General features: G+C 68.7%; 30 protein-coding genes. 1 reads left to right on the forward strand and 29 read right to left on the reverse strand.

Annotated elements, in window-relative coordinates; translation table 11 throughout:
- Positions 1-528 precede the first annotated feature (528 nt).
- A complete protein-coding gene (locus tag ABZV94_RS04985; RefSeq protein WP_356337242.1) occupies positions 529-867 on the reverse strand; it encodes a hypothetical protein in 339 nt (112 codons plus the stop codon).
- 92 nt (positions 868-959) lie between these two features.
- A complete protein-coding gene (locus ABZV94_RS04990) occupies positions 960-2,210 on the reverse strand; it encodes a helix-turn-helix domain-containing protein (RefSeq protein ID WP_356337244.1) in 1,251 nt (416 codons plus the stop codon).
- A 115-nt stretch (positions 2,211-2,325) separates the two neighbouring features.
- Between ABZV94_RS04990 and ABZV94_RS04995 the strand changes: the two genes are divergently transcribed.
- Positions 2,326-2,505: a hypothetical protein gene (locus tag ABZV94_RS04995; protein ID WP_356337247.1), complete on the forward strand. Its 180-nt coding sequence runs from the start codon at positions 2,326-2,328 to the stop codon at positions 2,503-2,505.
- A 1-nt stretch (position 2,506) separates the two neighbouring features.
- Here the strand turns inward: ABZV94_RS04995 and ABZV94_RS05000 are convergent, their stop codons facing one another.
- The 27 genes from ABZV94_RS05000 to ABZV94_RS05130 form a co-directional block, all read right to left on the reverse strand.
- Positions 2,507-2,797, reverse strand: coding sequence for a helix-turn-helix transcriptional regulator (locus tag ABZV94_RS05000; protein WP_356337249.1), 291 nt, complete (start codon positions 2,795-2,797; stop codon positions 2,507-2,509).
- A 41-nt stretch (positions 2,798-2,838) separates the two neighbouring features.
- Positions 2,839-3,171 carry a helix-turn-helix transcriptional regulator gene (locus tag ABZV94_RS05005; RefSeq protein WP_356337251.1) on the reverse strand — a complete coding sequence of 111 codons (333 nt, stop codon included), beginning with the start codon at positions 3,169-3,171 and terminating at the stop codon, positions 2,839-2,841.
- Positions 3,168-3,689 carry a hypothetical protein gene (locus ABZV94_RS05010; RefSeq protein ID WP_356337254.1) on the reverse strand — a complete coding sequence of 174 codons (522 nt, stop codon included), beginning with the start codon at positions 3,687-3,689 and terminating at the stop codon, positions 3,168-3,170. The genes ABZV94_RS05005 and ABZV94_RS05010 overlap by 4 nt, the downstream gene beginning before the upstream one ends.
- Positions 3,690-3,778: 89 nt before the next feature.
- Positions 3,779-3,985: a hypothetical protein gene (locus ABZV94_RS05015; protein ID WP_356337256.1), complete on the reverse strand. Its 207-nt coding sequence runs from the start codon at positions 3,983-3,985 to the stop codon at positions 3,779-3,781.
- The gene (locus tag ABZV94_RS05020; RefSeq protein ID WP_356337258.1) at positions 3,982-4,218 is read right to left on the reverse strand and encodes a hypothetical protein; all 237 of its coding nucleotides are present in this window, start codon (positions 4,216-4,218) and stop codon (positions 3,982-3,984) included. The genes ABZV94_RS05015 and ABZV94_RS05020 overlap by 4 nt, the downstream gene beginning before the upstream one ends.
- An 11-nt stretch (positions 4,219-4,229) precedes the next feature.
- Entirely contained in the window at positions 4,230-4,463 is a 234-nt protein-coding gene (locus ABZV94_RS05025) for a hypothetical protein (protein ID WP_356337260.1), read from the reverse strand.
- A gap of 2 nt (positions 4,464-4,465) precedes the next feature.
- The gene (locus ABZV94_RS05030; RefSeq protein WP_356337263.1) at positions 4,466-4,690 is read right to left on the reverse strand and encodes a hypothetical protein; all 225 of its coding nucleotides are present in this window, start codon (positions 4,688-4,690) and stop codon (positions 4,466-4,468) included.
- 2 nt (positions 4,691-4,692) lie between these two features.
- The gene (locus ABZV94_RS05035) at positions 4,693-5,667 is read right to left on the reverse strand and encodes a hypothetical protein (RefSeq protein WP_356337264.1); all 975 of its coding nucleotides are present in this window, start codon (positions 5,665-5,667) and stop codon (positions 4,693-4,695) included.
- 9 nt (positions 5,668-5,676) lie between these two features.
- Complete coding sequence (locus ABZV94_RS05040; RefSeq protein WP_356337266.1) at positions 5,677-5,898, reverse strand: hypothetical protein; 222 nt, start codon at positions 5,896-5,898, stop codon at positions 5,677-5,679.
- Between the two features lie 14 nt (positions 5,899-5,912).
- A complete protein-coding gene (locus ABZV94_RS05045) occupies positions 5,913-6,428 on the reverse strand; it encodes a hypothetical protein (RefSeq protein ID WP_356337268.1) in 516 nt (171 codons plus the stop codon).
- Between the two features lie 9 nt (positions 6,429-6,437).
- Complete coding sequence (locus tag ABZV94_RS05050; RefSeq protein ID WP_356337270.1) at positions 6,438-9,329, reverse strand: hypothetical protein; 2,892 nt, start codon at positions 9,327-9,329, stop codon at positions 6,438-6,440.
- A 7-nt stretch (positions 9,330-9,336) separates the two neighbouring features.
- Positions 9,337-9,843: a hypothetical protein gene (locus tag ABZV94_RS05055; protein ID WP_356337273.1), complete on the reverse strand. Its 507-nt coding sequence runs from the start codon at positions 9,841-9,843 to the stop codon at positions 9,337-9,339.
- A gap of 13 nt (positions 9,844-9,856) precedes the next feature.
- A complete protein-coding gene (locus ABZV94_RS05060) occupies positions 9,857-13,951 on the reverse strand; it encodes a phage tail protein (protein WP_356337274.1) in 4,095 nt (1,364 codons plus the stop codon).
- Positions 13,952-14,077: 126 nt separating this feature from the next.
- Positions 14,078-14,527: a hypothetical protein gene (locus ABZV94_RS05065; RefSeq protein WP_356337276.1), complete on the reverse strand. Its 450-nt coding sequence runs from the start codon at positions 14,525-14,527 to the stop codon at positions 14,078-14,080.
- Between the two features lie 2 nt (positions 14,528-14,529).
- Positions 14,530-14,862 (reverse strand): hypothetical protein, encoded by a 333-nt coding sequence (locus ABZV94_RS05070; RefSeq protein ID WP_356337278.1) that lies wholly within the window; start codon positions 14,860-14,862, stop codon positions 14,530-14,532.
- Between the two features lie 501 nt (positions 14,863-15,363).
- Positions 15,364-15,771, reverse strand: coding sequence for a hypothetical protein (locus ABZV94_RS05075; RefSeq protein ID WP_356337279.1), 408 nt, complete (start codon positions 15,769-15,771; stop codon positions 15,364-15,366).
- Between the two features lie 6 nt (positions 15,772-15,777).
- Positions 15,778-16,236: a hypothetical protein gene (locus tag ABZV94_RS05080; protein WP_356337281.1), complete on the reverse strand. Its 459-nt coding sequence runs from the start codon at positions 16,234-16,236 to the stop codon at positions 15,778-15,780.
- The gene (locus tag ABZV94_RS05085; protein ID WP_356337284.1) at positions 16,223-16,975 is read right to left on the reverse strand and encodes a hypothetical protein; all 753 of its coding nucleotides are present in this window, start codon (positions 16,973-16,975) and stop codon (positions 16,223-16,225) included. Before ABZV94_RS05085 ends, ABZV94_RS05080 begins: the two co-directional genes overlap by 14 nt.
- Positions 16,976-17,434, reverse strand: coding sequence for a hypothetical protein (locus ABZV94_RS05090; RefSeq protein ID WP_356337287.1), 459 nt, complete (start codon positions 17,432-17,434; stop codon positions 16,976-16,978).
- Between the two features lie 2 nt (positions 17,435-17,436).
- Positions 17,437-17,823: a hypothetical protein gene (locus tag ABZV94_RS05095; RefSeq protein ID WP_356337289.1), complete on the reverse strand. Its 387-nt coding sequence runs from the start codon at positions 17,821-17,823 to the stop codon at positions 17,437-17,439.
- A gap of 1 nt (position 17,824) precedes the next feature.
- Positions 17,825-18,892: a hypothetical protein gene (locus ABZV94_RS05100; RefSeq protein ID WP_356337292.1), complete on the reverse strand. Its 1,068-nt coding sequence runs from the start codon at positions 18,890-18,892 to the stop codon at positions 17,825-17,827.
- A gap of 20 nt (positions 18,893-18,912) precedes the next feature.
- Positions 18,913-19,974 (reverse strand): LamG-like jellyroll fold domain-containing protein, encoded by a 1,062-nt coding sequence (locus tag ABZV94_RS05105; protein ID WP_356337294.1) that lies wholly within the window; start codon positions 19,972-19,974, stop codon positions 18,913-18,915.
- 35 nt (positions 19,975-20,009) lie between these two features.
- Complete coding sequence (locus tag ABZV94_RS05110) at positions 20,010-20,375, reverse strand: hypothetical protein (RefSeq protein WP_356337296.1); 366 nt, start codon at positions 20,373-20,375, stop codon at positions 20,010-20,012.
- Between the two features lie 3 nt (positions 20,376-20,378).
- Positions 20,379-20,600, reverse strand: coding sequence for a hypothetical protein (locus ABZV94_RS05115; protein ID WP_356337298.1), 222 nt, complete (start codon positions 20,598-20,600; stop codon positions 20,379-20,381).
- A gap of 100 nt (positions 20,601-20,700) precedes the next feature.
- On the reverse strand, positions 20,701-21,168 hold the full coding sequence (locus ABZV94_RS05120; protein WP_356337299.1) for a hypothetical protein: 468 nt from the start codon (positions 21,166-21,168) through the stop codon (positions 20,701-20,703).
- Positions 21,169-21,170: 2 nt separating this feature from the next.
- Positions 21,171-21,590, reverse strand: coding sequence for a hypothetical protein (locus tag ABZV94_RS05125; protein ID WP_356337301.1), 420 nt, complete (start codon positions 21,588-21,590; stop codon positions 21,171-21,173).
- An 85-nt stretch (positions 21,591-21,675) separates the two neighbouring features.
- Positions 21,676-23,022, reverse strand: coding sequence for a phage major capsid protein (locus tag ABZV94_RS05130; protein ID WP_356337303.1), 1,347 nt, complete (start codon positions 23,020-23,022; stop codon positions 21,676-21,678).
- Positions 23,023-23,026 lie beyond the last annotated feature (4 nt).

Genomic DNA, 23,026 nt, shown 5'->3' on the forward strand with positions numbered 1-23,026 from the left:
AGGTACACATCGGCCCTCGACCCCTGGCAACCGGGGGTCGGGCACGGCACGTTCTGACGCACTTCCGGCATCCTTGATCACTCCTGTTGTGTCCGTTCCACAGAACTGGCACCTGACCCGGGTGAGCTTGGTCAGGCGCCCCTTGACGTCGTACTGGTACTCATCGCGTACAGAGCCCTGGCAGCCGTCGGTGGCGCAGGCGGCTGCTCCAGTGAGGTGGCCGTGCGGAGTGGAGCGGAACGTGCCCGCGTTGCACTCCATACACGGGAAGGGGTGCAGTCCATCGTCGTTGAGGACGTACGCGATCATTTCCGGCAAGTGGCAGTTGGGACAGATGGCGGCCATGCGGCACATCTCCTTCGATGGGGCCATATGGGTGGCACATCGCCAACGACCACTCACCGGTACTGGTTACTGCCGGGTCCGCCGCCGGTCCAGGGGAGGCCCGGCGGCGGACCCGTGGCCACCCGGGCAGGCCCTGACGGGTGGCCGACCGGCGCTCACCTCAAGCGCCGGAGTTTGTGAGCCTCAGCGGCGTGCTTCGCGGATCGCGCGGGTCAGCGTGAGCCCGACCGGGCAGAGGCTGCTGTCGTCGACGCACTGCTCGCAGGACTGGCCGTGCTCCAGCAGGGCGTCCATCGCCTGCTTCAGTGCGCACGGGCGGCAGGCGCGCGGGAACCAGCTGACACGCTCGGTGATCCGCCTGACGCGGCGCTCGCCCAGGTCGACAGCCGTCTCCGCGGTCAGGGGGACTCCGTCCCATACGCAGGTCGCACCGCGGACCTGTGCCTGCGAGAGGCTGTTGAATTCCGGGAGCGGAAGCAGGGTGAGCGCGTTGTCGGATGCGCTCACGGTGTCGCTGGGCATACGTCAGGCCTCCACGATCAGCACGTGTCGTCTCACGCAACTGACCGTAGAGGCCTGGTACCTGACGGAGGGGCAGGAATCCTGCCCCATGCTCACGCGGCCAACATGCCCAGCTTCACTGCCAGCTCAGACGCCCGCTGCCGGCGCTCAGGCTGCTTGGCTTCCGTCTCTTCCAGCACGATCCTGCGCGCGTAGCCGTTGTACTGGATCGTCTCCGGCGCCGACTCCCACGCCTTGTCCAGCGTGGCGAGCGCGGTGTCCGGCTGTCCGTCGAGCTGGTAGGCGCGGGCCTCCTCGATGCGGTGCCGGGCCCGGCGCGGCCGGGACTTGATGACGTGCTTGTCCGCGCGGGCGGCCTGCTTCACGGACTCGTGGCCCTGGTGCAGCTCGACCGCCACGGTGACGGCGTGGGCGCCCATGATGGCCCGGGAGAAGCTGGTGACGGGGTGGTAGTAGTCGACGGGCAGCTTCTTCGAGGTCTTCTCCGCCTTGTCCCACCACCCCCATGCTGCGCCCGTTTCTCCGCGGCGCGCGGCCGTGTACCCGGCCTCGAATTGGAGCGCGCCGGCCACGGCAAGGACGCGGTCGTCTGCGTCGGGGAGGTGGGGTTCGAGGTAGCGGAGGGCTTCGAGGGTGACGGTGTCGGCGGCGTCGAAGTGCGCGGGACCCGAGTCGCGGTGGGCTTGAGCGGTGAGCCAGGCGGCGACGCCTACCGCGTGGGGGTCCTCCGAGTCCTGGGCGGCGACCATGCCGCGCTCGGCGACCCGCCAGAGCAGTGCGGCGTCGGGCTGGTAGGCCACGAAGAACTGCGACAGCGAGTACACCTCGGAGAGCACCGCCTGCGCCGCGCGCCGGTCGGCCGCGGTGTCGGCCTGCCGGACGGCGAGCTGCGCGTCCCGGATCAGATCCGGCAGCAGGGAGCCCACCACCGCGCGGTGGTTCGGCGCCTCATGCCGGGCAGCCCATGCGGCGTCGAGTCGGTGCCGCAGGTGCAGGGTGGGGGGTGCCTCGCGGTCGCCGGTCAGCGGGAAGGCGTCCACCGCGGCCTTCACTGCGGCGAGCTTCGGGTGGCCGGGGCCGGTGAAGAGGTCGACGCTCATGGACTGGTCACCGGTGAGGTCGGCGAGGTCGCGGACGCGGAGCAGCTCGGCGATGCGGAGGATCATGGGCAGCTTCGGGGGTTGCATCACGCCGGTCTCCACCTGCTTCACCCACGACGGGCTCTTGCCGAGCAGGCCGGCGAGGACGGGCCGGCTCATGCCGCGGCGTTGGCGCAGGATCTGCATCCGTTGTCCGAATGCGAGCGGGTTGGCGTACGGGTCGGGGGTAGCATCGGATGGCACGGTCTCGCCCCTTCTCTGTGCAGCTCGTCACTGAACAGGGTAGGGGCGGGGCCTTTCTGCTGTGCGGGTTCTGGTGCGTCTGTGCCTTGTGGGTGCGGGCCCGTAGGCTTGGATCATGTCCCCCGAAGCTGCCGTCCCTGGTTCTGTGCGGTCTGCTGCCGAGCTGAATGCGGCGATCCGCGCTCTGTGGTCGCATCCGGCGGTGCCGTTGTCGCGGGAGCAGCGGGCGGAGTACGAGCGGCTGTGCGCCGAGCTGGCGCGGGTCGAGCGCGGGGACGTCACGGCGGCGGCGTGAGCTAGCCAGCGCTGCCAGGGCCCGTGCCGCAGGTGGCGCAGATGAATCCGGTGGGTGGCTTGCCGTGGCAGGTGAGGCAGTCGGCAGGCCCGGCCCACAGTTGCTCGGGGCGGACGTTCAGGGCGGCGGCGAGGGCGTGCAGGTCGTCCACGTCTACGCGGCGGACCTGTCGTTCGTCGCCTGCCTCCCGCCCGTTCTCGATCTTGTTGATGGCGTCCGCGCTCAGCGAGTGCCCGGCCGAAGCCAGTCGGGCGGCCAGCTCTCGGAGACTGAGCCCTCGCGCAGCGCGCAACCGGCGAACGTTCCCCGCCACCCGCTGGCCTACAGAGCCGATCACGCGCTCACCTCTTCCCCGGCACCGCACTCCTTGCAGGCGAAGCCGGGCGGCGGGGCTCCCTGGCAGGTTCCGCAGTCAGTCGACGGCCCAAGCAGCTGAGGCACGCTGACCTGGAGGGCAGACGCAAGAGCGACAAGGTCGTCAGTGTCTACCCGCCGAGTGCCTGCCTCTACCCGAGAGATCCCCAGCGGCGGGATCGGGCGCCCGAGTTCCCCGACGCGATCCGACAACTGCTTCTTTGTCATCCCCCGGAGTTCACGAAGCTGGGCGATCCGGCGGCGGAGGTGTTCGCCTGTCGGCCCCAACGGGTTCTTCTTCTCGCCGCTCATGCGGTGGGCCCCTCCGTCCTGTGGATGAAGCGTCCCGGCTTCACGTCGTAGAGCGCGTCCAGAAGGCGCGGACCAGGTTCGGCGCCACGCCTGCCTTTCCTGCTGGGCCCGAGCCAGCCACGTGCACGGGCGCGGGCGAGCCATGAGCGCACGGTCTCTTCGGGGCGTTCGAACTCGGCAGCGAGCCGGGCCATGGCCCCGGTGGGCTGGCCAGGTGCGGTCTCCCGTAGATACGCCTCCGCGACGCGCCGCAGCAAGTCGTCGTCCAGCGGTCGACGGCCGCCGTGCTGGGGCCCTTGCGGGGTTGAATGTACAGCGTCGTCAGGTGCCTGTGTTGCGGCCTGCTGGACCAGCTCGCCCAGGCGCAGGCGACGGACGAGCTTGCCCATGTTGTGCTCTGTCGTGCAGGACACGGTGAGAGTGGTGATGACGGGTGCGCCGTTGGCGTCACGCTCGATGAAGCCCGAGACGCGTACACCATCACCAAGAGGCGTCGCTTCGAAAGGAGTTCGAGTCACATAACCAGGATAGCCGACGTGGTCAAATGACTTGGCGTACAGCAGAGGGCCCCGCCCGCGTTGCTGCGGACGGGGCCCTCACCGCGCAGTCAGCGGAGGATGTGGTCGAGATACCAGACGCCGAACCCGGTCCACGCCACGGCGAAGCAGACCGCGCCAGCCTTCGTGTGGACGCGGAACCAGCGGCGGGTCGACTCCGACAGGGTGTCCCCCGCGCGGGCGTTCCGTAGGGCGTACGTCTCGAACGCCGCCCCAGCCAGGATCAGGCCGCCCCACACCACATCCCCCGCGTTCACCGGCCCGCCGCCTGCCACACCGTGAGCGCCAGCGCGCCCACTGACACCACGGCCGCGAGCGAGGGTAGAGGCCAGCGAGCACGCTTCAGCGACTCCACCTCCGCCTTCAACTCGGCGATGTCCTTGTCCGTCTGATCGCCACGCTGAACCAGGAGAGCGAGCTGCCCATCCACCCGAGTGAACCCGGTCTCGCAGGTCCCCCTCAGCCGCTCCAGCTCCAGCGCCACAGACACCTCCGGAGTCGTCACTCGCGAGCCCCCGCACCATCACCCGTCCGCAGCCAGCCCGGCAGCAGGCCCTGCACGCTGGGGAGCGCCATCACCCGCGCGACACCCGCCGCGACCGCGAGAGCCCCGGCTACCCACGGCAGCGAGGCGGGCACCCCGGACGCCGCGACGATCCCCGGCAGGGCGACAGCCACGCCCACCAGGGTCTGAAGGATCGTGCGCACGGTCGTCTTCGTGGATTCCTTCGCCATGATCAGCTCTCCTTCTTGTTGATGTCGAGGGCTGCCCGAACGAAGCAGTCCTTGGCCTCCAGCAGCTTCCGCAGACCAGCCGTGAGCTCCGGGCCGTTCGGCAGCGAGTCGGCCATCTGCTGCGCGATGTCACTGCACGGCTTGCTCACGGTCCGGAGGTGCTCGGGGAGATGCGCGTACTCGAAGTACCGCAACAGGTGGGTGGTGCCGGGGTGTCGCTCGGCCATGGTCAGACTCCCTTCGGGCCGGTCACGTCGACCGACACCTTCACCACCGCGTCCGCGATGGCCTTCTCCACGGCCGCCACCACGGTGGCCGTGTCCACGCCCGAGCCGACCAGGCTCGCGAGCTTCGTGATCGCCGCCGTCTGTGCGGCCTCCGTCGTCTTCACCTGGTCGATGCGCTTCAGGATCTCGGTGACGGAACTCGACAGCGTCCACGTCGGGTTCGTCGCCGGAGCGCCCGGCACCGCGATGACGCCGTCGAGGGTCAGCACCGCCTTGGCGACCTCGTTGGGGGTGGGCATGGGGTCCTCCTCGGACGGTTGGTTGGTGCCCTTGGCCAGGGCGATGAGCTTGGCGAACGGCAGGCTGCCCGGGTCGCCGTGGTCGTTCTCCGGCACGTGCTGGTGCCCGCACACGCCCTTGAACGCCTCCCAGGCCGCGAACGACATCCGGGCCGGGGACGCCCCGTACGAAGCCGGCGTGACGCCGGGCCGGCGGGAGTCCGGGCCGTAGGTCAGCCACATCTCTGGGCCGACCAGGGGCACGCCGTGGTTGGTGTTCAGCCAGCGGAGGTAGTCGGCCATGTCCCGCAGGGCCCAGTCCGGGGGGTTGCCCCAGTAGATGTAGTCCTTGCCTGCGATCTTGCTGCCCCAGCGTTCGCGCTTGGAGTAGTCGCACGTGCCGTCGAACTCCGCCTGGACCACGTTCAGGGTGTTGGTCTGCACGCCACCAGCGAGGTTGCGGAGCGCGCGGCTGGACCGGTCGATGTCGAAGTGCTGGTACCAGCGCAGCCGCTGCGCCTTCATGTCTGCGACGGCGGTGAGGTTCGGGGCCATCGAACCGCCGTCGTAGTCCGGCAGCCCGATCCCTTCCGTGGTGTGCAGGACGGCGACGTTGACCTCCATGAGGTCGCCGCCCCACTTCGTCTGCCACCAGGACGACAGCAACGCGCCTGGGTACTTCTGAGGGCCAGTGGCCATGTTGTCCTCCTAGGTTCTGGGGATCGCTGAGCCGGACAGGTCGGTCCGTGTCGCCGACACGGCAGTTGCGCCACCAGCTGCCGCCGCATCCATCAGCGTTTGCGCTACCGCCTCCGCCGACGCCAGCCCCGGCAAGCCGCCGCCCGCGCCCAGCTCCACGCGGAACTGGATGGTCAGCCCGCGCTCGTTCGCGCCGTCGGCCTGCACCGTGTACATCGGATAGTCCTGCATGCCCCACCCCCTTGCTAGAAGATCCTCTTGACGCGCATGTACGACCCGGCCGCGACCTTTGTGCCCGTCGCACCCGACGTGTTCTGCGCCCACTTCAGCGCGATCACGCCCGCGCTCGTCGTGGCGACGTTCCCGGTTTCGACCGCCTGAGACTGGTTCGTCCCTGACGTCCGCGTGCCATAGATGACGTCCGTCGTGAAGGCGTGCACACCCCACCGACCGTCACCAGCCGGGTCGGCCGCGACCACCGACGACGCCACACCCCACGCCGACCGCAGACCAGACGCGCCGCTGGGCACCGTCCACTGCGTCTTGAGAAGCTCGGTGCTCGGCGACGCGTAGTGAATGAAGATCTCGACGTAGTAGATGGCGTTGGCCTCCAGCGTCAGCGTGAGATCCGGATCGTCAGCCACCGTCGTCGTGGCCAGCCGTGTCGTGTCCGAAGGCTTGTACGCCTCCAGTGGCAGCATGGACGTCAGCAGGGTGGAGGTGATGCGCTGCCCCGCGCGGATCGGCGGATAGGTGGACATGCAGGACTCCTAGAGAGCGATGATCGCGGGGTAGGCGAGACGGACGTCGGTGCCGGCGGTCTGTGCTTTCACGACGCCGTTGATGCTGCGGGTCACCGTGAAGGTCTGCGGCGAAGCCACCTGGTAGTTCTCGAACGAGACGACGGGACTCGGGTTGGTGTTCGCGGAGGAGAGGATCGACCGGGCCCCGAACGAGGTGGTGGTGGAGAACGCCCCGTCAGTTCCTGTGACCTGCCAGTCGGGCTCCGGGTTCGACGGCCGCCACACCTTGGCCTTCAACGAGGCGCCTTGCGCCTGGAAGCGGACGCGGTAGAAGACGCCGGCGGTGTAGGCAGCCGACATCACGTAGGTGACGCCGATGACGCCCTCGACGGAGTCGACGCGTTTCCGGATCTCCAGCCGCAGCGTCGAGCTGGTGTCGAACTCCAACCTGGCCTGGTAGTAGTTCTCCGAGTCCTGGTAGCGGCCCAGCGGTCCCGCCCAGATCGAGCCCCCGGTCGCGGTCGCGGAGACGGCGACGTCGCAGTACAAGTCGAAGTCCGTGATGCTCGTGTCCGTGAGCGAGAGGTGGGCCACGTTCAGCGAGGTCAGCGTGTGCGTACCCGCGCCGCTGGATACTGCGAAGTCGCTGGTGGCGCCGCCGGCCACCGTCCACGCCTGCCCCGTGTCCGCGCTGCCCCAGCCGTTGGAGACTGTGCGCGTGAATGTGTCCGACAGCCACGAGGTCACGCCGGTGACGCGCATGACCTCCCCACCCACCCGGATGTCGAACGGGAACTCCGCAGAGTCGGTGGTCCACAGCACGGGCGGAGTCGTGGTCGGTGCCACCACCAGTGATGTTGCTGACGAGGACGCTGCGGAGAGCAGTGCTGAGCCGTCGGTGTCGACGCGCGCGGTGCTGCTGTCCGTGTAGCCGATCGTTGAGTATGGCGAGGCGGGTTGGCAGTTGAACGTCAGCCGGTGCTCGAAGTGGGTGATCGTCTCTGAGGTGCCGAGGACGAGCTGGTCGATCGTGTCGGGCGGCAGCCAGGCCGGCGGGTTGGTGATCTGGATACGGTCGCCGATCCGCATGCCGAGGATCGCCCGGCGCATGTCCGGGCTGATCGATGGGTGCGCGAGGTTGACGCTGATCTGCGGGAATCTGGCTTCGTCCACCGTGCCGAGGTGCACCCGCCACGCCGCCTGGTTCAGGAGCGTCTCGGAGTCCGAGGACGCCAGATTCAGCGTCACATCCTGCCCGTAGGTGCCTACCCCGGCCGGTGGGAGCGCGGTCCCCAGAGCACCGCTGGTCTCCTCGTACGTCGCCGAGACCCCGTTGCAGGTGACCGTGACCTTGTTCTGCACGTAGCGGTCGTCTTCGACCGGCACCGGAATCTGTGCGAGCTGCCCGGCCGTGTAGTCCAGGGTGAGCGTCGGGTCCTGGTTGTACAGGCTCGCGCGGGTCCGGTAGCCGAGACCCAACGCTCCTGGGTTCTCGTACAGCATGCCGCCGTCCGCGAGGACACACTCCTGGATCCGGGTGAGCGTATTGGCCTTCCCCGGCGGGCCCATCGTGACGGTGTCGTCAAGATCCCCGATCCAGGTGAAGGCGATGCCCTCCTCGTCGCACAGCCGCTGGATCCGCCGGCCCGCCGTTTCACCGGTGGGCTGCACCGCGGTGCCGAGGTCGCTGATCGGGGTGATCGTGGTCTGGAGCGTGACGTGCCCGGCCGCCATACCGGTGGCACCAACCGTCTGGGCCAGCGTGGACGGGGCGAGCGCGATCGATTCGACCTGGGTGACGTTGGTGCTGGTCAGCCCGATGGTGGTGGCGTCCGTAGCGCCGGTGTTGATGTCCAGGGTGCGGAGCGTCACCGACAGGGCGGTGCCGTTGTTCGCGACCTCCAGGGACACGCGGAGCAGCCTGCTGCGCACGTCCATGGTGATGGATTCGATGCCGCTGTAGCCGAGGAGAGATTCCTCGCTGTTGTACGGCAGAACCGAAATGGTGCCCGGCCCACCGAACGAACCCACGCCACCCGGCGGGTCGTTGTACTCGATGTCGAAGTACTGCACGTCGCCGACCACGGCCGGCGTGACACGGACGCGGGCGATGATGTCGCCGTTGGACAGCCCGGCGGTCGGGACGGCGAGGAAGAACCGCATCTGGTACTGGGTGACGGTGGTGATGCCGTACTTGAAGACGCCACCCGTCAGGGAAGCTCCGGTGAAGGTCGGTAGCGGATCGGATGCGACGAACCCGGTGTAGGCGGCCAGGGTCGGGCTGCCGGTGAACTTCATGGGGCTGCCGCCGGCGGGGAGGGCTGCCGCGACGGACGTCGCGCCTGAAGTGTCCTCGCACGGCCAGTACGCGACGAGACCGCTGAGCGGCGGGTTGGCGATGGCCTCGTAGATGGGGCTCCGCTCCGGGGTAGGGGCCTGAGCGAGGCGGCGCAGGATGCCGCTGGCAGACAGGTCCGTCCACACGTCGGTGCCACTCGTGTCCCAGTTCGGTACCCACTCCGAGGCCTCGCCCCAGATGCGGTAGCTCTTTCCGCCCATGCCGTCCGGCACGGACACGCGCACCGGCGTATTCCGCCCGATGATCCCGTAGTACGGGCCGGATGGGTTCCGGGGAGAGAACCGCCCGTCCCTGTTGTCCAACTCCAGCGAGCAGGTGCCAGCTTCAGTCTGGGAGCCTTCGTCTCGGATGCCGCTGGTGATGGCGATCTGGCCGCTGTCGTCGCGGACCAGCGTGTAGCTGGTGATGTCCACCCACGTGCCGGAGACGAGCATTTCGACCTGGACGGGGGTGCCGTTGTCGGCGTCCCCGGATCCGCTGGGTGCGGCGGCGAGCGGGCCTGCAATGCCGCCCATACGGCGCTGCCAGGCCATCACCTGCGCTGCGATGTTTCCCGGCACGGGCTACCTACTCGTCAAAGCAGACCCAGGCCAGCATGTTCACGCTGCTGCCCATGGTCGCCCGGACTCGGAGGAACTTACTGACGGCGATTATCGGGCGTTCGTCGGGCATCCACTGGTACGAGTAGCAGACGGACGGCGCCGAGCTGCTGGACGGGGCGACCTCGACCGCGTCGAGGACGCGGGATGCGGTGGTGGTGCCCTCTGCGGTGGCGGTGTAGCCGGTCGCGGTAGTGCCCAAGGTAAGCAGCGACGCGGGCGCGTTGGGGTCGAGCGGCTGCACTCCGGATGCGACGTGCTGGGTGACGGTGGCGGCGACGTCGGTCTGGATCAGCTCGACCACGCCCGCCGACGAGGGGCCCGCATCGAACGAGTAGCCCCACGAGATGAGCTGTATCTGCCTCGTGCTGGGCGTGGCGAGCTGGAGCATCGTCTTGATGCTCGTGCCCGTGGCCACCTTCGCGATGGCCGACGTCGTCGGCATCGCAGAGTTCCACACTTTGTAGCGGTGCACTTTCGTTCCTCTCTTACCGACCGCGCGGTGGCCGGAGTGTCGCTTCGATGGAGCCGCGCGTCTTAACGGCCTTCCGGCCGGTCTCCACCCACAGCTCGCCGAACTCCCGCTCGCCGATGCGGAGCTGGATGACGATCGGCTGTCCGTCGCCGGTCGCCGGTGCCGCGCCCACAGCCGCGGCGGCAGGGCGGCGGGGTGCGGTGAGCATGGACGCCCACGGCGCCTGGCCGGCGGCGAGCTTGCGGCGGGTGTCGGGGTTGGACCAGACGCGGGATCCCATGGGCAGGTCGGCGAGTTCGGGGCCGTGTTCGCCGACGAGGGTGAGGCCGGAGCGGAGGCCGCCGGAGGCTGCGGCGCCGACGATGCCGCCCGCGGCCTTCTTCCCGAACGCCTTCTCGATGGCCTTCTCCATGGTTTGGCTGAGCTTGTCCATGGACTGGGTGAGCTTCTTCTGCTGGCCTTCCAGGCTCTTGACGTACCGCTCCTGCTGCTTGATCGCCTTGTCGTACACGGCGTCGGCGGTCGTCTTGCCTGCGCTGCTGGCGGCTGATTCGATCTGCGCCTGCGTGTCGTTGATCGTCTTGACCTCGGACGCCGACGCCTGGAGCAGGGCGCCTGCGGTCTCCAGGCCGCCGCCGTCGATGCCGGCCTCGGCGACCTGCTGAATGATGGACTTTGAGAACCCCTTCGCGCGGAGCTGCTTGAGTGCGCTGGCGAACGCGGTGACCTTGTCCTTGCTGGTGCGCATCCCGGACTGGATCGAGCCCAGCGTCACCGTGCTGTCGCCGGACGCGCCGCGGGTGATGTTCGTGGAGGAGAGCAGGTTGCCCTTCACCGAGGCGGCGAGCTGTGCGGACGCGTTTTTCAGGTCGCTGAGCTTGGACTTGGCGCCTTCCAGCGACTTCGTGACGCTGGTGAGCTGCTTCTCCCACTTCAGCAGCGACCGGCCGGCCGAGTCGAGCTGCTTGAGCAGCCGGGACTCGGTGTTGCCGTGGGTGGCCTTCATGATGATGTTGCGCCACTGGTTCAGCGCCGACACCAGGCTGCCGAGGCTGTCGGGCTTGCCGAGGGCGTTGCCGATCTCCGAGCGGCGGTAGCCCGCCATGTACCCGAAGTGGCTGATGGTCAGGTCCCCGCGCGCGTCGCTACGGGCCTGTGCCTCCGCCTGAGCCTGCGCACGCGCCCTCTGCTGAGCCTTGCTGAGGTGGCCGCCCTTGGCGAACCCTGCGACCTGGAGGCGGCCCTCGTTGAGGGCGTCGAGCATCTTGACGCCGTACTTTCGGACCGCGGCGGCCTTGACGACGTACTCGGTGTTCGAGACCGCGGCGACCGCGCCCGAGCCCATGAACGCGAGGATGCTGTCGCTGGTGCCGGAGCCGGGGCCCTGGACGTATCCGCCGTCGGGGAACGCCTGGACGTCGCCGCCGTCGGCGTAGCCCTTGACGAGGCCGCCGCTCGCGTAGTCCCGCTTGGCGACCGTCACGCCGTTCTGCACGCTGGTGAACTTGGTGACGCGATTCGTCGTGATCGTGACGCTCTTGGAGTGCAGCGCGGCAATCGCACCCGCGACGTTCCGGATCCCAGCGAGCGCGCTGCCGGTCGCCGCGGTCACCCTGACGCTGCCGTTGGGGAGGCGCTTGACCTTGTACCCGAAGGACTCCAGTACCTCCTCGGCGCTCTTGCTGAGCGTCTTCAGCGTCACGCTCTTGGCGCCCGGGGTCTTCCTGACCGCGGCGTTGAACGCGTCCAGTCCGGCCTTCGCGTCCTCGGTGTTCATCTTGACGCGCGCGGTCTTGTTCGGGATCTTCAGAATCTGATCCGCGAGCTGCCTGGCCTGGTCCCTGGTCAGACCCATCGCCTCAGCCGACTTGATCAGTTGCGAGCGGCCACGGGAGTAGATCCCGTTGACCGTCTCCCACGACGACCCCGACTCCCGCGCGCTCGACGCGGCAGCGTCCGTCTTGTCCGCGAGATCCTGGAGCGCGCTGGCCGCGTTCCGGGCCTTCTCCGAGTTCAGATCGAGCACGCCGTGCGTCATCGTCAGGGCGCCTGCGTTGTCCTTCGCGGCCTTCGCGGCGTTGTCGATGGCCGCTTCGAACCCGATCATGCCGCCGAGCCCGGCGCGCTGGGCGTCGTTCAACGCCTGGATCGCGCCCCGCAGCCCGTCCGCCGACGCCTTCTGCTCGTTGAGCTTCGCCGACGCCTTCTGCGCCGCATCGCCGAACAGGCCCATCGACTGGGCGGCCAACTCCTGCTCGTATTTAGCGTCCGCGACGGCCGACTTGTACTCGGGGAAGAGCTTGTTGATGTCCTTCTGGGAGTACCCGGCCTTCTTGAGGGCGTCCTCAAACAGCTTGAATTGCTTCGCCGCCTCCTTCGCGTGCCCACCCGAGGCAAGCTGCGCGAACGCCTTATCGAACGACTTCAGGTCGTCCTTGACCGCGCCGAGGCTCTTCGTCCCGTTCAGCAGGTCATCGACCTTGGACACGGCGGTGTCAGTGAAAGCACCCAGCCCGCCGAAGTCCCCCAGGAACTTGACCTTCTTCAGCGACTCGGATTCGGCGCGTATCTGGCCGACCTTGGCGACGAAGCCGTCCATCGAGCCGAACGTCTTCGCCAACTCGCCAGAGAACTTCCCCGTGTCGGCCAGGCCCTTCAGCGACGTAACGAGCTTGTCGACGTCCGGGGGCGCCCCGCGCGCCTTCTCCGCCAACGCGTTGATGCCAAGCGCGACCGCGCCCAGGACACCCGCGACGCCACCCAGCTTCTGCATCGTCGTCAGGCTGGCCGCAGTAGCCCGCAGCGTCGTCCCGACGCCAGCCCGACCCATCACCTGGAAGTACGCCCGCAGCCGCCCGACCGCCGCCGACGACGCCAGACCAGAAACACCGGCCATACCGACCTGGAGCAGCTTGAACCCGGCGTACAACTGGATCACGTTCGACAACACACCGGTCGGGATCGCGTTGACCAACTTGGCAAGCGCGTTCACCAGCGTCAGGACGGACAGGCCCGTGTCAGACGCTGCCGTCACCAGGTGCACCAGCGCCCGGGAGAGGTTGCCCAGCGTCTCACCGACCTGCGGACCGGCCTTGCGGACGTAGTCCATGAACTCGGACAACTGTGACGAGCCGGCGCCCCCGGACATGGTCCGCATGAAGTGGACGAGCGCGTCATTCGCCTTCGACAAGGCGCCCGTTGCGAACTGGCTGAAGCTGTCCATGAACTTCGCGAAGCCGCCGGACTGGATGCCGCCGCCGAGGATCGTCATGAACCGATCCAGTTCGGTCGACGCTCCCTTCACCGCGGGGGTCAGCTTCGGCAGTAGCGCGCCTGCGACGGCGAGGCCCTTGGTGAAGACAGGCATCGTGTCGCCAGCGAGGCTCTTGGACCAGTCCTTGTACTGGTCCTTGAGGACGGTGAGTGCGGCGGCGGCCTTGCGGGTGGCCGGGTCCATGCTCTGGACCTGCTCCAGGTACAGGGCCTCAGCCTCGGCTGCCTGCTTCGACGCGGGGCCGTGCTTTTTGACCGCGTCGTCGTACTTCTTCTGGGCGTCGGAGGCGTCCTTGACCGCGCCGAGCTGCCCCGCGATCGCCAGCCCGAACGCGCCCACGGCAGCGCCGGCCGCCGTCAGGTTCGCGGCGATGGGCACCGCAGCCGCAGCGATCGGAATGAGCGCCGGGGACAGCAGGAGTGCGGCTTTGCGGAGGTTGTCCAGGCCGCGCCCGCTGTCGTTGAGGCTGACGCGGAGGTTGCCGTTGCCGCCGCGGAGGTCGCCCATGGTGGTGGTGAGGCGGCGCATGCTGCCGTCGAGTTCGTCCGTGTCCCGGCGCAGCGTGCGGGACCGGTCCGACATGGTGGTGAGGCGGCCATCGGCGTTCCGGGCCGCGGTGTTCAGCGAGCGGAGCGCGCGGGCCGCGTCTTGTGCGCTGTCCTTCAGCTCCCGCAGCGCCACCGACGCAACCGTGGCGCGCGCTGCGAGCCCGTCCAGGCCGCGGCCGGCTTCCCGGGCTTGGTCGCGGAGTTGGTTGAGGGAGCGGTTGACGGCCGCGAGGCCGGCCGCGGTGTTGTTCGCGACCCTGACGCGGATTTCGATGTCGTTACCCAAGGCCGTCCCCTCCCTCCGTGTGCTCGGGCGTGCCGAGTCGTTCGATCTCGATCAGGTGAAGCAGTTCGGAGTCCTCTGCGAGCAGCGCCGAAGGTAGGCAGTGGAACCGCTCGCAGAGGGACAAGATCAGGCGGGCACGCTGGAACTCGGCTGGGGGGCCGACAGTGCTTCCATCGGGATGGACGCCACCTGGGACGGCTCGCCAGAGGGCGAGCTGCTCGGCAAAGGGTCGGCGTCGTCCACCTTGCCGCCGAGCCGCTCGATCCACTCCGTGGCCAGCGCGAGCGCGAGGTCGTTGTCGACCTCGGTGAACAGCGCCTCTCGCGTGCACGGGATCGGGGTGCCGTCCTCGCGTTCCAGGTTCCAGGAGATGAGGGCGTCGGCGAACTCCTCCAGCTGGCGGACGACGCCGCTGCGCTCGTCGCCTTCCTCCGGCTCGCTGTAGCCCATGAGGCCGAGGTATTCGCCGAGGCTCTTGCCGCGCGCGTAGGCGAGCGGGTAGTCGGTGTCGTCGCCGTAGGTCTTGTGGCCCTTGAGGGACACCTCGATACGGCGGGTCGTCTTGCGGTAGCCCATGTTCATCTCTCCTGGTGCGGGCAGATCCCGCCGTTGATCTGTCGGCCGAAGTTGCAGTTGTGGCAGAGCACCCGGAACCCGGCCGGGTAGTTGTGGCGCTTGAGCCAGGTGTAGAAGCCACCGCCGCCGGTCTCCCGGTGGTGTTGATGGCCACCGCCGTTTATGTGGTCGAGGGCGAGGAACTGGGTGATCGTCTCCCCGCAGCAGACGCAAGCGGGTACCTCGCCGCCATACGCTCGGAGCGCCGCCGTGCGTTGCCTTCGATACGCCCTCTGCCGCCGCTCGCTCAGCGTGGCCTCGCGGCACTCCGGCGAGCAGTACCGGCGCTGCTCCATCGAACCGACGAACTCCTTGCCGCACCGGGCACACGGCTTGGTGAGGGCCGGACGGCATGCCGCACAGTGCGTGCGACCGGCCGAATGTCGAGTGAAGGACTTCCCGCACCGCTGGCAGTGACCAGCCGACATGCCCTTGTTTCGGCACTGCATGCACTGATTCCGGTAGCCGCCCGTGTCGTTGCGCCGAGCGAAAGCCGTCAGCGGCTTCGTCTCCTTGCAGTCCCGGCAGATCTTCATGCCCTCCGGAGCCGTGAGACCGAGGCACGCGTCGCAGCGTCCGCAGTTCCTGCATGGCTTGTCGTGCTCCTTCCTCGGCTTCGGAGGCTTCCGCTGTGCGGCTGCCTGTGCGGGGCGGCATTCGGCGCACCAGGCGTGCGCCTTGCCACATGACTTGACGGTGAACTTGCCGGACGTTGCTCCGCCCATGACCTGGCCTCCCAGCGCTGATGACTTGGATAGTCTATCGAGCAACTAGCAGACTCAGTACGCAACTTGGAGCTACGCCCAGGTCGGTACCGAACCGTCCGCGAGGGACAGGGGGACGGAGAAGGTGAGTTCGCCCGAGTCGGAGCGGGTGAGCTGGTAGTCGGTGGCGATCATCTCCATGGCGAGGGTGACGCCGTTGACGGTCTGCGTGACGGTCCGCTGCACGGAGGTGCTGGGGACGGTCTTGAACACGTCGTGGGACTGGTTGGCGGCGGCGTTGAAGACGCCGTTCAGCGTGACGGAGCCGTCGGCGAGCAGCAGCAGCCGCTCGTTCGCGGACTTGTCGACGCCGGTGATGTCCTGCACGCCGCGCGGGGTGCTCATCTGCCAGTTGGTGATGTCGTTCTTGATCGCGCGGGCGGTACCCGACGCGTCGTCCACAGAGAGGACGCTCTGCCCCAACCCGGAAGCCTTGGCCATAGCCAATCACCCCTTCTTGATTTCGTCGGCCAGCTTCTGCTGGTGCTCGGAGAAGTCCTCGACCCAGTTCGCCGGGTTGAGGTGCTGCCGCGCCCGGGTCCCCCGCGGGTTCCCGCGGTGGTCGCCGTCGCGGACGATGTAGAGCGGCTCCCGGTCCAGCCGCACCCGGTGCTCGGCCGCGCGGAAGCAGGGCTGACCGGCGGGGAAGACGAGGTACGACTCGCCCTCGGCGACCTGCATCACGGTGTACTGCCGGCCCGAGTGGGTGGCGGTGTGCAGCAGGTCGGGGGTGAGGTTCTCGATGCGGGTTCGCCAGCCGTTGAGGTAGTGCGGGCAGTGGGTTTCCGCGCAGGTGCCGCGTCGGAAGTGGCTGCCGATCGGGGATACGACCGCGTAGGTCTTGTACGCGGCGGCGTCCATGCGTGGCGCGATCCGGTTGAGGTGGACGACGTTAGAACTGGACATTGGCGACCTCGTTCTTGATCACGTTGACGGAGAAGGTCACCGAGCTGAACCCGCCGGTGGTGACGGTCGATGCGCGGAGGTAGCGGCGCAGCGTCGCCGTGTTCCCCAGCGCGATCCGCTCCGATGCGGGCGCAGCCGTCACCTGGGTGAACGCGAAGCCTGCGACGTCGGTGAACGTGCTGTTGTCCGCGCTGTCCTGGATTTTGATCGTGACGTCGGTGCCGGTGAACGCGGTCACGTGCAGGTACGCCTGACCGCCGAACGAGGCCGCCGCTGCGGTGTCGATGCTCGTGCCGTTCGTCGCCGCCGTGTCCGTCCGCAGCCCGGCCGTGAGTTGCCGGCCCCACTCGATGCCGTAGCCGTTGGACTGGGCGGAGACGGCGAAGGTGAGCATGCCGTCGTCGCCTCTGGTGGGGTCGTAGTTGACCTGCTTGCCGACGAGGGACGCCGCGGGGTCGCCGAGGGTGGTGCCGCGGCAGTACGTCATGATGACGTCCGTGCGGGGCAGTGCAGACAGCTTCTCGTGCGTGGCGCCGGTGACGGCCACCGAGTTGAAGAACGTCGTCATTTCGAACTGGCCGGACCGCAGTCCGCCGATCCGCTCGTAGGCGCTCTTGTCGATGCCGGTGACGTTGAGCAGGGCCGGGCCGCCGCCGATGTTGCCGAGGGCCTGAATGTCGCCCGACGCGTTGTACCCGGCGATGTACAGGTTGTCGCCGAGGCCTGAGGTCTTGGCCACCTATGCCACCTCTTCCCAAAGATCGTTGACGATGCAGGGCAGCCAGATCGTCATGACCCGCTGCAGAGCCCCGTCCTGGGGCAGGTAGCCGGCGCGGACGTCCAGGGACTGGCCGTAGGTGCCGAAGATGTCGACCTGGCGGATGAGGCCGCCGAGGGTGAAGTCGCCTGTGTAGGCGGTGCAGAGGGCGTCGACGGCGGCGACCATGTTCGGGTCGATCGCGTCGAGCGGCAGCTGCTGCGCCGACGTGTACAGGCGGACGTTGAGGACGACGAGTGCAGTCACCGAGTCCAGGCCGGACGACCGGACCGGGGTGACCCGGTCCACCCACACCCCAGCGGTGAGGCCGCCGGAGACAGCGGGGTGGAGCGGCTCGTGGCCGTTGACCTGGTCGAAGTAGCCGGACGCGGAGGCGTGCGAGACCGCGGCGTCGAGGATCCCTGCGATGTCGAGAGCCATGGTCAGCCCCCCATCTCGGGCAGGTGCCGGCGGACGGCGGCCTCGGCGATCTGCGGGCCGCGCGCGGCGACAACGCCCTTGGTGCGGCGCCAGTGCCAGTAGCCGGGGAAGCGGGTGACGGGGGCGTTGCGGCTGCCGACGCCTTCCAGCCATGGCCCGTAGACGACGCCTTGGTCGTGGACGAGCGCGACTTCGGAGGACACGCGGGTGGTGGTGACGCGGGACTCGTAGTAGCCGGTCGGGTTCCGGAACGCGGCGCGCATCAGGCCGAGCGCGTGCTCCTGCGCGAAGCTGGCGACGTCGTCGCGGGCATCGATGCAGGCATCCTGAATGGCGCGTTCGGCACGACCGTCGAAGAGAGGGCCGCGGAAGGTGATGTCGATGGCCACGTCAGACGCTCCTCATCCGGGCCTTGCGGCCCACCGCGTCATACACGGCCTGCCGCAGCGCCGAGAGCGCGCCGTTGTCGCGGTTCCGTTCCCCGGAGCCCTCACCAGCGCGGAGGGCGCGCGTGTACCCGGACGTCTCGGAGGTGAGCCTGCCGATCGCCTCGGCGATGACGAGGTCCCGGACCAGCCCGGGCGCGTCCCAGCGGACGACGCTTGAGCCGTTGGTGTGGGTGGCTGCGGTGGTGCCGAGCGCGCCCCGAGTGACGGTGAGGGTGCGGGAGGCGTAGATGTCGACGCCGGCCGCGTGCGCGGCGAGCACCGAGCCGTCCCATCCGCGTTTCACGGTCAGGGTGTTGCCGGCGATGTCCACGATGAGCATGCGCTCGGACTCGATGAGCAGTACCTCGTCGACCGCGAAGCCGCTGCCGTCGGCCACGGTGATGGCCACGTTGTTCTGCTGCGCGGTCAGGCCCGTGCCGCCGAGGTTCTGCCCGGTGTCGGCCATGGTGCGGCCGGTGACGAGGATCCGCTCCGCGTCGACCCGCAGTACGGAGCCGACGCCGACCGCCGCGGCGGTGGGGCCGTCGACCGTCACCGTAGTGGCGGTGGCCGAGGAGACGGCGGCGGCCAGGGCACCGACGGTGGTTTCGTCGTTGCGGTAGCCCCAGAGGCCGGTGATGGTGATGTCCCGCTGGTGAGTGCTGCCGCCGCCCCACGCAGCCGACGTGCCGATGTTGATCTCGACGCGGGTGTAAGGCGGGCCGCTGCGGTTCGGTTCCAGCAGCACGTCGTCCAGGGGGATGGTCACGCCGCCGCTGGTGATGGAGGTGAGGGAGATCAGCTCGCTGTCGTCGAGCCACAGCCGCCACGACGGCCGGTACTGGGAGTCCGGCCAGTCGAAGTAGCGGATCCCCTGCTCGGGGTAGAAGCGCCTGTGGCACAGGTGCTCGACGTCGCGGGAGGCGGACTGGAGGGCCCGGTCGATCTGCGACGCGTTGCGGGCGGTCGGCTTGGTGTCAAGGGCGCGCTGGACGTCCTCGCGGGTTGCGTACACCGGCTGCTGGGTCATCTCTCGTCCTCCTCTCAGGTTCAGTGGTGGGTGGCGCTGACGTGGCCGACGCGGCGGTTCCCGGCGCCCCAGATGGAGCCGTCGAACGGGCAGTAGAGCTGGCCACGGGGGCCGGAGCGGAGTGGTTCGCCGCAGTCGAGGCAGGCCACGGGGTCCCGCTCGCGTTCCTCCCGGGCCAGTTGTGCGCCTTCGCGGAGGATGTCGACCAGGCCCCACCAGGAGCCCTGTTCGGGGGCGCCGGGGACGCGGCCGTGCGCGGTCGCGGTGAGCCCGCCGAGCGTGCTGGTGGCCGATCCGGTGATGTGGGACGGTGACGTTGCCGTGGCGGAGAGTCCGCCGAACTGCCCGGCCGCGGTGGCTCGTACCGTGCGTGTGCCGGATGCCGTGGCCGTGAGCCCGCCGAGCGCAGCGGTAGCCGATCCGGTGACGTTCGTGTTGAGTGACGGGTCGTCCTCGGTGGTGAGCGCGGTGGTTCCGGCGGTGAGATGCCTGCCGTTGCCGGAGACGTCGAGGATGTTGGTGAGCATGGGCCAGTTCGCCCACACCCCGGACGTGCGAACGATCGTCGCCGACGCCCACTCGGCTTCGATCTCGGCCTGCGACAGGACCGCCGACCAGACCCGCACGTAGGCCAAGCCGCCGTTGAACCACTCGCCCGCGTCACCAGGCGACCGACCGAAGAGCGTGAGTCCGTCGGGTGCGCTGCCGCCGGACACCTGCCCGGTGACGATGTTCGTGGTGCCGCCGATGGTCTTGGTGTAGATCTTGCCGCCGGTGGCGCCGGTCCCGGCGACCGTGACGGCGATCATCCGCCACGCGTCGACCGCGAGGGAGTCGGTAGCGACGATGCCGCTCGTGTTGCCGGGGCTCACCACCACCGGTGTCACGCCGCTGCTGCCGGTCGCCACGTTGACCGTGGTCGACCCGCCGGACGCCGAGTGCAGCCGCAGCATCGTGGAGAAATCATCACGGTCCACGCGAAGCCGGGCCCAGAAGGTGACCGTGAACGCGGTCGCGGGATCCGGCGGCGGGCTCGCCGTGTAGCTGACGCGGTCACTCGCCGCATCGGAACGCTGCGACATGCGCGGTCACCTCCTCTCTAAGCTGGGCTGGTTGGTCAGGCTGCGACGGGCAGGGTGAGGGTGAGCTGACCGGCGGGGATGGTGAACGTGTCACCCGAGGTGACCGCGTTCGCGGTGATCGTTCCGGAGCCGCCGAACGTCCCGGCGGTCGATGCGGTCCACAGCGAGAAGTGCGTGAAGTCCTCGCTGCCGGCAACGCCCGTCCAGACCAGGTCCGCGCTCGTCGCCTTGGAGGCGGCGGACGCGGACGCCCAGGTCGCCTGCTTGCGGGTCGTCTCGGTCGCGGCGCTGGCGGTGCCGTTAGCGCCGGGGTCTCCGACGTGCAGCTTGATCCACGAGTACGTTGAGCCCAGGGTGTCCAGGGCCGTGTTCGCCGCCGTGGTGGAGAATCCGACGCTCATGGCCTACTCCCGGGTCTTCTTGGCCGTGCGGGTGCGCGCCGGGCGGGGCTTCTCGCTCGGCTGCTCCTCAGCGGGCGCGGAGTCGGCAACGGCCGGTTCGTCGCCCCCTCCCAACTCGCCGGGAGAGTGCCACTCGTCGGCGTCGTCCTCGTTGCTCCACGCGCCCCCGATGGCGGAGACGCCGGCCACGCTGGGGCCGCCATATACGGTGATCTTCGGCGACATGCCGCCGTCCTCCTCGTAGTCCTTCGACTGGCAGTGAGGGCACGCCGGGAGGCCCACCGCATAGGCGGTGGTGCACTCCCGGCATCGCCACAGAGCCACGTCAGGCCGCCGTCACAGTGGCGCCGTTGTCCAGGGGCACGTACGTCAGCGTCCACTTCACGGAACCCGTGTCAGACGCGTCCGTGACCAGGTCGATCGTGCCGACCGGCACCACGTACGGGTTGTGCGCCGGGAACTGACCTCCACCGCCACCGTTCTTCACCACCAGGGCCGAACCGCTGGCGGCCGGCAGGGTGATGAGAGAGCCGACCTCCTTCGAGGTCACCGCAGCGTTGGCCGCGAGGTCGACGTCACTACCGGTGGTCGGATTGGCGGTGACCTTCAGGTTCGTCGCGGTCGCCCCCATCACGGTGGTGACCTCGCCAACCAGGCCCGTCACCAGGACTCGGCCACCGGCAACAGTGAAGATCGGGGACTGAGTGGTCTGCGGCAGCGCTGCGGTGGCGCGGTCGACCTTCGTGCCGACAGCGAGCGTACGCAGCTGGTCGCTTTGAATGAGAACGGACATGGTCAGGCCCCCGGGATCGCGAGGTTGTCGGCCTTGCGCTGCGCGGTCAGACCGTGCAGGAGTGCCGTCACGAGGCCGGAGCCGCCAGCGGAGACCTTGACGTACGACTTACCGTCGGGCAGAGAGTCGCCGGTGACGCAGAAGGCGACCGTGCCGGAGGAGATGGTGACGGCGTTCGACGCGCTCTGCGTAGCGGTGACGAATGCCGCGGTACCGTTCGTTGCCGTGTTGGTGATCTTGCGAGTGATGATGTTGCCCGGCGACGCGTAGGTCCCGCTGTAGCTGTCCGAGCAGGTGAGAGTGAACGTGTCGTTGCCGGTGCAGACGAACGTGACCGCAGCGGCGTCGCGCAGGGACAGCGCCTGACCTGCCGCGATCGGAACGGGAAGGAAGTCCTTCCCGAGACCTTCGATGGCTCCCATGATCTTGCCTTTCCGGACGGGGCGTTACTGCCGTCCTGGGGTTGGCCCCGGCCCGGGGTGTTAATGCCGGGCCGGGGGTGCGAAGTCAGCGGGTCGCGATCTTCACGAACGGGGACAGGGTGTTGGAGCCCTTGCGGGGGGTGATCGCGGACTTGATCCACGGGGTGCCGTCGACACGCTCGATCAGACGCATCGCGGTCTTGTCGTTGCCGAACTTGAACTCGGTCGACGTGGACATCTGCATCGCCTGCCGGTCACCCACGAGGTAGTAACCGAAGTCCACGAAGTTGATGTCGCCGGCCGTGCCGACGCTGGAGACCTTCTCGGTGAAGATGACCGGGCGCCCGAGGATCCGCACGGGCGGCGCGTCCTGGCCGCCGCCGTCACCGACCCACACCGCGGAACCGCCGGTCCCCACGGACAGGGCCATGGTGAGCAGTTCGGGCAGCGTGTCGTTGTTGGCGACCCACACCGCGCGGCCGAGCGAGGCGGGCAGCATGCGGGAGTACGCCTTGATGATGTTCTCCCACAGGATCGTGCCCGAGGACTGGCCCGACTCCTTGGGGACGTTGACGGCTGCGGGGGCGTTCAGGTAGCCGAGCGGCTGGCCGACGCCGTTGCCGTCGGTGAACGCGCAGTCCTCGAACCACATGAGCGCCTCGGGGTACGACTCGCTCATGAACTGCTCCAGCGAGGCGAGGCTGTCCTGGAACAGCTCGTTGGGGATCTCGCTGTACAGGGTGAGCTTCTTCGCGATCAGTTCGATGCGGCCGAACGTCGGGCTGGAGTCGGTGAGGGTACCGCCCTCCTCGGTCCAGTAGCCTGTGATGCCGCCGTGTACCGAGGATGCGTTCGACGTGGAGTCGATCATCGGGTACGGGACCATGAGGGTTTCCATGGGCACGACCCGGGCGCGGGAGCGAACGACGCCCTGCTCCATCGGCACGCGCAGCAGCTCCGAGCGGAGCGCCTCGGGGATGAGGAACCCGCCGTCGGACGGGACCGTGGAGCCGAACGCGTTCTGGATCTTCTTGATGTCCGAGCGCGCGGAGAACGCCTCCGCCGTGTTCGCGCCGGCCCACGTCGCGGTGAGGAAGTCACCCCAGTTGGTGAACTGCTTGTCGAGCGCGGCGCCGGGGGCCTTGGCGTTGTAGTACTTCGACCGGTTGCCCGCGCCATCGCTCCATGTGGGGGCCATGTTCAGGCGGTGGATGTTCTCGATCTGGTCGCCGCGCAGGCTGTTGGCGATCTCCGCCTGCACCTGTTCGCGGATCTGGGTCTCCAGGCCGGGATCCTTCTCGCCCTGCGTCTTGCCGTAGGCGACGATCCAGTCCTTCAGCTCGCCCTGGTCCTTGAACTGCTTGAGGAACCCGGTGTCGCCGAGCATGTCCTCCAGCTCGTCCGGGGTGCGCGGGATGGTGGGAGTAGCCACAGTG

Origin of the sequence: Streptomyces sp. NPDC004658 (assembly GCF_040609555.1) — a bacterium.
In the GTDB taxonomy this organism is placed as follows: Bacteria; Actinomycetota; Actinomycetes; order Streptomycetales; family Streptomycetaceae; genus Streptomyces.